The organism is Vibrio rubrogenes, assembly GCF_059641415.1.
In genome coordinates this window covers 1-7,600 of the sequence record NZ_JCARSY010000067.1, presented here as the reverse complement: position 1 = coordinate 7,600, position 7,600 = coordinate 1, and the positions used below count along the sequence as shown (strand labels likewise).

At 47.3% G+C, this 7,600-nt stretch carries 7 protein-coding genes; 3 read left to right on the top strand and 4 right to left on the bottom strand.

Annotation, left to right across the window (positions count from 1 at the left end; translation table 11 throughout):
- A partial coding sequence (locus AC55NX_RS20245; protein WP_496997371.1) for a carbohydrate porin occupies positions 1-339 on the top strand: 339 nt, incomplete at its 5' end.
- A 167-nt stretch (positions 340-506) separates the two neighbouring features.
- On the opposite strand, the gene acuI is transcribed toward AC55NX_RS20245, so the two are convergent.
- From acuI to norV, 4 genes are all read right to left on the bottom strand, one after another.
- Positions 507-1,487 (bottom strand): acrylyl-CoA reductase (NADPH), encoded by a 981-nt coding sequence (gene acuI, locus AC55NX_RS20240; protein ID WP_496997370.1) that lies wholly within the window; start codon positions 1,485-1,487, stop codon positions 507-509.
- 292 nt (positions 1,488-1,779) lie between these two features.
- Positions 1,780-2,334: a class I SAM-dependent methyltransferase gene (locus AC55NX_RS20235; RefSeq protein ID WP_496997369.1), complete on the bottom strand. Its 555-nt coding sequence runs from the start codon at positions 2,332-2,334 to the stop codon at positions 1,780-1,782.
- A gap of 107 nt (positions 2,335-2,441) precedes the next feature.
- The gene (gene norW / locus AC55NX_RS20230; RefSeq protein WP_496997368.1) at positions 2,442-3,584 is read right to left on the bottom strand and encodes an NADH:flavorubredoxin reductase NorW; all 1,143 of its coding nucleotides are present in this window, start codon (positions 3,582-3,584) and stop codon (positions 2,442-2,444) included.
- Positions 3,584-5,056 (bottom strand): anaerobic nitric oxide reductase flavorubredoxin, encoded by a 1,473-nt coding sequence (norV, locus tag AC55NX_RS20225; RefSeq protein ID WP_496997367.1) that lies wholly within the window; start codon positions 5,054-5,056, stop codon positions 3,584-3,586. The genes norW and norV overlap by 1 nt, the downstream gene beginning before the upstream one ends.
- A 186-nt stretch (positions 5,057-5,242) precedes the next feature.
- Here norV and norR point away from each other — a divergent pair, with 186 nt between their 5' ends.
- Both norR and AC55NX_RS20215 read left to right on the top strand, forming a co-directional pair.
- Positions 5,243-6,802, top strand: coding sequence for a nitric oxide reductase transcriptional regulator NorR (gene norR / locus AC55NX_RS20220; RefSeq protein WP_496997366.1), 1,560 nt, complete (start codon positions 5,243-5,245; stop codon positions 6,800-6,802).
- 366 nt (positions 6,803-7,168) lie between these two features.
- Positions 7,169-7,600, top strand: a 432-nt coding sequence (locus AC55NX_RS20215) for a contractile injection system protein, VgrG/Pvc8 family (RefSeq protein WP_496997365.1), incomplete at its 3' end; no start/stop codon positions are given.

The window sequence follows — 7,600 nt, the reverse complement described above, 5'->3', positions numbered from 1 at the left end:
AACTACGATTTAAAAACTTCACATACCGATTTTGACAGTGTGCGTGCAGTCTTGAGACCGGGTTATATCTGGGATCAGTTCAATCAAACAGGGGTCGAGCTGGGCTACTTTAATCAGACGAACCGTGTTGACGGTAAGAGTTATGACGAAAGTGGCTACAAACTAACCATGTATCATGCTTTTAAGGTCGCAACCAGTATACTGAGATCTCGTCCGGAAATTCGGTTTTACACCACATACATGAAAGCACTAGATAATGAGATCACCAATTTCTCTTTTGATGGTGAGAAAAACGATCAATTGAGCTTCGGTGTGCAGGCTGAAATCTGGTGGTTCTGACACAGATATAATTACGCATTTATATGTCACGTATCATGCAAGTAATTTTGGCGTGATGAATTGACGGCTGACACAGTGCCATATCCAGTATGGGATATGGCACTGTTTATGTTGAGAAACATGCAATAGAATTGAAGGCCCTGAATGAGCCTTACGTCATCAGAATTTTACAGCTTGATCACGACACGGCCGGTTGTCTGGCCATTGGTGATATCCTCAGCATATTGAGGGACTTCATTTAACGTAATTTCAGTGCAAGCTTGCTCAAAATAACTCGCCGGTAATAATTCAGCAATTTTTTCCCAGGCGGCAATCCGTCTGTCACGTGGACAGCTCACGGAATCAACACCTTGCAAACGGACATTGCGTAAAATAAATGGCATCACCGTCGTTGGCAGGTCAAATCCGCCCGCAAGGCCGCAGGCAGCGACAGCGCTATTGTAATCCATTTGCGAGAGAACTTTGGCAAGTACTTTGCTGCCGACAGTATCGACAGCACCGGCCCAGATTTGCTTTTCTAACGGGCGAGCCGGTTCTTCAAATTCATGACGATCAATAATTTGGCTTGCTCCCAACTTTTCGAGTAAGGGGCCATTTTGTTCAACCCGGCCAGTCACCGCTGCCACTTTGTAGCCCAGTTGCGACAACAGTGTCACTGCGACAGAACCCACACCACCACTTGCGCCGGTAACCAAAATACTACCGTCTTCTGGTTTAATGCCTGCGTCGAGCAATGCCTGAACACACAGCATAGCCGTAAAGCCGGCTGTGCCGACCATCATGGCCTGTTTCGGACTCAAACCTTGTGGAAGAGGGACAAGCCAATCTGCTTTGAGACTTGCCTTTTGTGCCATGCCGCCCCAATGGTTTTCTCCGACACCCCAACCGGTTAATACAACAGAATCACCCGCTTGATAGCGAGAATCATCTGAATGGAGAACTTGCCCTGCTAAATCTATCCCGGGCACCATAGGAAAATTACGGATGATTTTTCCTTTGCCTGTGATAGCCAGACCATCTTTATAGTTCAATGACGAGTAATCGACAGCGACTAATACTTCACCTTCGGGAAGTTGTGATTCATCAATCTGTTCTATAGTTGCGAATGTTTTTTTATCTTCCTGATTAAGGATTAAAGCATTAAACATAAAGTTCTCCACAAGTAGGGTAATGACAAACTAGCGACAGTCTAGCGCTTATACCTGTATGACTTAAATGAAACTTTAGCATTGTACTATGTATAATCGTCATAACATTTGTCGGTATTGGCCAGCTAGCCCGCTTTTATATAACCAGATAACGACTTTCATCACTGATGATTGCCGGTCCTCAACTATTGTAAACACTGCTTACACCGTATGAAGGGCAAGGCAATTTTTATGATGATTCGTCACTCAATCAGCCTGAAATGCGAGGGGAAGCACAATCAGGAACAGGTTTTTAACCGGCCTTAAACGTCAGAATATAGTGATCGGGGCAACCGTCGATATCAAAATCGATCACTTCAAACCCGGCTTGCCGGACTTCATTCATCGCCTGTTGGGGTGAGACCCGGGCATTGCTGCCTTTGTAATCGACGAAAACAAATTTCGTATCGCGGGTTGTCTGCTCGCGCATTTTGAGCAAAAACGCATCACGCTCCTGAATAAAACGGTATGTGTTGGCCATGAATATGGTCTCGACATCAGCAGGAATACACGGATCATCACGTTGCGATAAAATAACCCGGACATTGGCAAACGTCTGATCAGAAAACCGCGCTTGCATATAAGCTACCATATTAGGCTCACAATCAATCGCGTAGATTTTTCCCTGACGGATGATCTGCGAGAATAGATTAGAGAAGTAACCGGTGCCGGCACCGATGTCAGCAATCGTTTCATATTCTTTCAATGCAAGGCTGCCAATGATATGACTGGTTCTTTGCCACTCTTCGCGATTTTCGCCGTCAAAGATTTCTTTTAACCGTTCTGGTTCTGCAAAACTAATATTCATGATATTTATCGACTCATAATTTATTGTATTGATTTATCTGTTCTTTTTTGAGCCAGCGCATTGCTCGTGCTAACTCATTGGTTATCTGAACTCATCGGTTACCTGAACTAATTACTTGCCTGAAGTTCACGCAGCAGCGGGAATGTCTGACTGACATTTTCTTGCGTCACAACGAAGCCACAAAAGCGCTGACTCTGATCATAAGCTTTCGCGACAATGCCTTGTTCGGTCATACTGATTTGCCAGCTGGCGGCCGTGTGACTGTTTCCCCCGAGCTGAATCGGATAGCGAGGTGTTTTCACTTTCGTAATCATGGGGGGAAGTGTCAGTTCACCAGTGTTAGTCAGTAACTGACTCGCCAGTACATTGGCACTGAGCACAATCGGTTGTAAAAATGCCATGACCTGACCATTAATCTCCGCGCAGTCACCAAGCGCATAAATATCATCAACTGATGTTTTCATCTGCTTATCGACCACAATCCCACGATTGACTGCTACACCGGCTTGCTGTGCCAGCGCCGTATTGGGGATGATTCCGGCCGCAGAGATGATGCAGTCTGCCTGATATCGTGAACCTTGGCTGGTTACTGCGATGAGGCCACTTTTATCGTGTTCGACTGAGACAACATAGTCGAGACAGGCAATGTTTACCCCATCATGACGTAACTGTTTTTCAAGTGCTGTTGCAACAAAAGCAGGCATCAGGTTTTCCATCAGGTGAGCACTGGGTTCGACAATCTGTACTTGCTTACCGCTGGCACACAGATCCATTGCCAGCTCTGTACCGATCAGGCCACCGCCCATAATCACAATACGTTGGGCTCGGGCGATCCGGTGCTGTGATGTCCGGTATTCTGCCAGACTGTTCAGAGTCATCACTTGATTCACCGCATCTCCGTGCAATTTCGGAATAAATGAGCTGCCGCCGGTTGCCAGTACCAGCTTAGAAAAATGATAACGACTCCCGTTGGCCGTGATTGTGTGAGTGTTCGGATCAATTTCATCAACTCTGGTATTTGCGAAGAGCTCAATTTGATGCTGCATTGCAAATGCTTGTCCCTTGGTCGATATCAGGTCATCGGCAGTCTGCTGGCGGGTAAAAACATGGCTCAGATCCGGTTTGTTGTACTCGTCGCCACTATCGGCGGTAAACAACTGGATCGGCAGATCGCTATTTTTACGCCGTAATGTTTTGACCAGTTGGTAAGCGGCAAAGCCGCTACCAATAATAATCAGCGGAGCATTCATTAAGCAGCCTCCTGACCATTGTTCCCGTGTTCAACAAACACCTCTTTGCCTAAATGGCATTCAGGGCAAAGAAAATAGTCCGGTACGTCGTCCCATGGGGTGCCCGGAGCGACTCCCTGATTGGGTTCACCGAGAGTCGGGTCGTAAATCCAGTTACAAACCGTACAGATCATACACTGGCAATCCGTCGGGTGTGAATCGGTTACCGGCGGTGTCGCGCTTTCAGTTGGCTTGGGAGCTGTCTGTCCGGGAGATTGTGTGACCAGTCCTTCATTGCTCAGTGCCCACAACTTCGCAACCTGACGGCCATGCTCACGGCAGGTACGCATGGCTTGACCGTCGGGACGCCACTTGGTTTTCAGGCTTAACGCGGTTTCAAATCCGGCATCGGTTAAACGCGCATGGATACGGTCAACGGCACCGCCATTCCAGCCATAACTACCAAATGCGGCAGCTTTTTTGTTTTTGAACCGCAGCCCGGTGATCTCTTCCAGCATACCGGCAATTTTGGGCATCATCACGTTATTCATGGTCGATGAGCCGACAAAGATACCCTTCGAACGAAATACATTGGCCAGAATTTCATTTTTATCATGTTTGGCGACGTTAAATACTTTTACCGCCACTTTCGGGTCAACATCGTAGAATCCCTGAGCAATCGCATCGGCCATCATCCGGGTATTGTTCGACATCGAATCGTACAGAATCGTGATCCGATCTTCTTGGTAGTGATCCGCCCACGCTAAATACTGGTGCACAATCTGAGTCGGATTATCGCGCCATACAATACCGTGAGACGTGGCGATCATATCTACCGGCAGATTAAAGCTGAGCACTTCTTTAATTTTTGCCGTGACCAGGCTGCTGAACGGGGTCAGGATATTGGAGTAGTAACGCAGGCACTGCTCCATCAATTCGTTCTGATCGACTTCATCGTTAAACAGATGTTCATCGCAGTAGTGCTGACCAAAGGCATCGTTACTGAACAGCACCGCATCGCCGGTGAGATAGGTCATCATACTGTCTGGCCAGTGTAACATCGGGGCTTCAACAAAAATCAGTTGCTTGCCATTACCGATATCAAGGGTATCGCCGGTTTTAACCGTTCTGAAATCCCACTCCGGATGATGATGGTGACCGACAATTGAGTCAATTGCCGCTTCAGTACAATAAATAGGGGTTCCGGGTATTTTATCCATCAGCGCAGACAACGCGCCTGAGTGATCTTCTTCAGCATGATTGACCACGATAAAGTCGATTGTGTTCAAATCGATTTCCATCTCCAGATTTTGCAGGAATTGAGTGCTGAAACGGTGATCAACCGTATCGATCAGAACGGTTTTTTCTTCGCGAATCAGATAGCTGTTGTAGCTGGTTCCTTTGGTGATTTTATATTCTGTACCGTGAAAGTCCTGTACTTCCCAGTCACGTTGTCCAACCCAGTGAATATTATTTTTTACATGAATCGTCATTGTTCTCTTACCTTAAAACGGTTATCACAGTTGTTTGGATAAGAGCAGGTTGTGTGCCATAAAATTAATCCAATAAATATCAATTGGTTAGTATTTGTTGAATGCGGTTTTTATCTTTTTGACAAAGAAATAAAATTGTCTTTATGATAAGGTTTTTGTCATATCGACAAAATGAAGGTAAAAGCTATGGTAACGCAGCAGGTCGGCAAAGCGTGGGTACAGGTTGCATTGGATATTACATCCGGCATTTCTGATCAGGACAGATTCGACAGATTACTGGCGACAATCAGGCAAACCTTGAAATGTGATGCGTCTGCCTTACTACTGTTTCGGGATCAGCAGTTCGTTCCTCTGGCAATTAACGGGCTCAGTGAAGATGTGCTGGGGCGTCGGTTTGACGTCCAACAGCACCCTCGTCTTGAGGCAATTGCCAGAGCCGGTGATATTGTCCGCTTTCCTTCCGACAGTGATATTCCCGATCCCTATGATGGTTTGATCCCCAATCATGAAGAAGAACTCAAGGTACATTCTTGTATCGGGCTGCCCCTGATGTTGGATGATCGTCTGATCGGAGCGGTGACGATAGATGCGTTTGACCCGACGCAGTTTGAGCGCTTCAAAGATGATGATCTGCGCATCATCAGTGCTTTGGCTGCCAGCAGTCTCAATACCGCCTTGCTCATGGAGCAATTAGAACGGACGGCGGGGGTTGAAGCCAGCGCGTCAAGACGTTCCCGTACATTGAATCAGCAAGGAGACATGATCGGGCAGTCCCCGTCAATGCTGGCACTCAAATCACAGATTGATGCGGTTGCCGATACCGACCTTTCCGTACTGATCATGGGGGAAACCGGGGTCGGTAAAGAGTTGGTCGCGAATGCGCTGCACCGCCAGTCCGGTCGGGCTGAAAATGCTTTGGTGTATCTGAACTGTGCCGCACTGCCGGAATCTGTCGCTGAGAGTGAGTTGTTCGGCCATGTCAAAGGCGCTTTTACCGGTGCGATCAGTCACCGAAAAGGTAAATTTGAACTGGCGGATAACGGCACACTGTTTTTGGATGAAATCGGTGAACTGTCACTCCCGCTTCAGGCCAAATTGCTGCGCGCGCTTCAGTACGGTGATATTCAGCGGGTCGGGGATGACCGCAACATCAAAGTCAATGTCCGGATTATCGCAGCCACGAACCGAGTGATGCATGATGAGGTCAAAGCCGGTCGTTTCAGAGCGGATCTGTACCATCGCTTGAGTGTTTTTCCAATCTTTGTGCCGCCTTTACGTGAGCGCGATAAAGATATCGTCCTGCTTGCCGGTTTTTTTGCTGAACGATGCGCACATAAATTAGGGGTAGCGAATATCAGTCTGGATGCGGCAACTCTCAGTATGATCCAACGTTACACTTGGCCGGGTAATGTCCGTGAGCTTGAACATGCCATCAACCGAGCATCCGTAATTGCCAAGTCTGACTCTCCCTCAGAGCCGATTACGCTGTTGCCACACCATTTTAACTTTGCCGTCGAGGTTGCTGATCTCTCCGGGGCGGAAGAGCCGTCAGATCAAAGTATGTCTGAAAACCGGCTGGTCGAACTGCAACATCACGGGCTCAAAGAAGCCATTGATCTGTTTCAGGCTCAGTTGGTCCAGCGTGCCTATCTGGAAAATGATAATAATCTCAGTGCTACCGCGAAACAGTTGAAAATGAATCCGGGTAATTTACACCGTCTGATGAAGCGCCTCGGCCTGAAATAAGGGGTGAAATTGTCTGCCCCCACATATAAAAGATTCATCAGTCGATGCAAGTCCGCAGCAAAATGTGGATTTTCTATCGGTCATGTTTTGCTGCTGCCTGATGAGCTGATTGAGTTGTATGCCGTCAGGCTGAACGCAAAAATGTTATCTTCATTCAAAAAACAGCCTTCCCAAAATCAAACTGACTTGATAATGCGTGAATCCTGACCTGCATGTTGCATATAATGGTTCGACTTGCAGATCCATTTTTATTTCATATAAATCATCTGGCTGCGGTAGCGTGGTGAATCAGGAAAGGCTTGGTTGAAAAAATACCAGTCACCATGTTCCAACAATCATAAAGAAAGCAACACGAAGGGTGTTTACATGGCAACGTTAGGGTTCAGGCTCACCATCGATGGTGTCAATGATGAGACCTTGGTGGTCCGTGACTATCAGGGGATCGAGTCCATCTCAGATTCAGTCGATGATCAAGGCCAGCCGGTTTATGGCTATCGCTATACCATCGATATTGCCAGTCGCAACAGCGACCTGAATTTCGGGCAGATGGTCGATAGCACCGCACTGCTTGAAGTGCTGCGCGATCATGAGGTCGTGCAAAAAGTGCACGGCATTATCCGCAATTTCAGCCGGGGCGATACCGGTCACCATCATACCTTTTATTCACTTACCTTGGTGCCGTCACTGGAAAGACTGTCGCTGCGTCATAACAGCCGGATCTTCCAGCAACTGGACGTGCCAGAAATTCTCTCGGTGCTGTTTCAGGAAATGAATATCAATGATTACGCATTTTCGGTT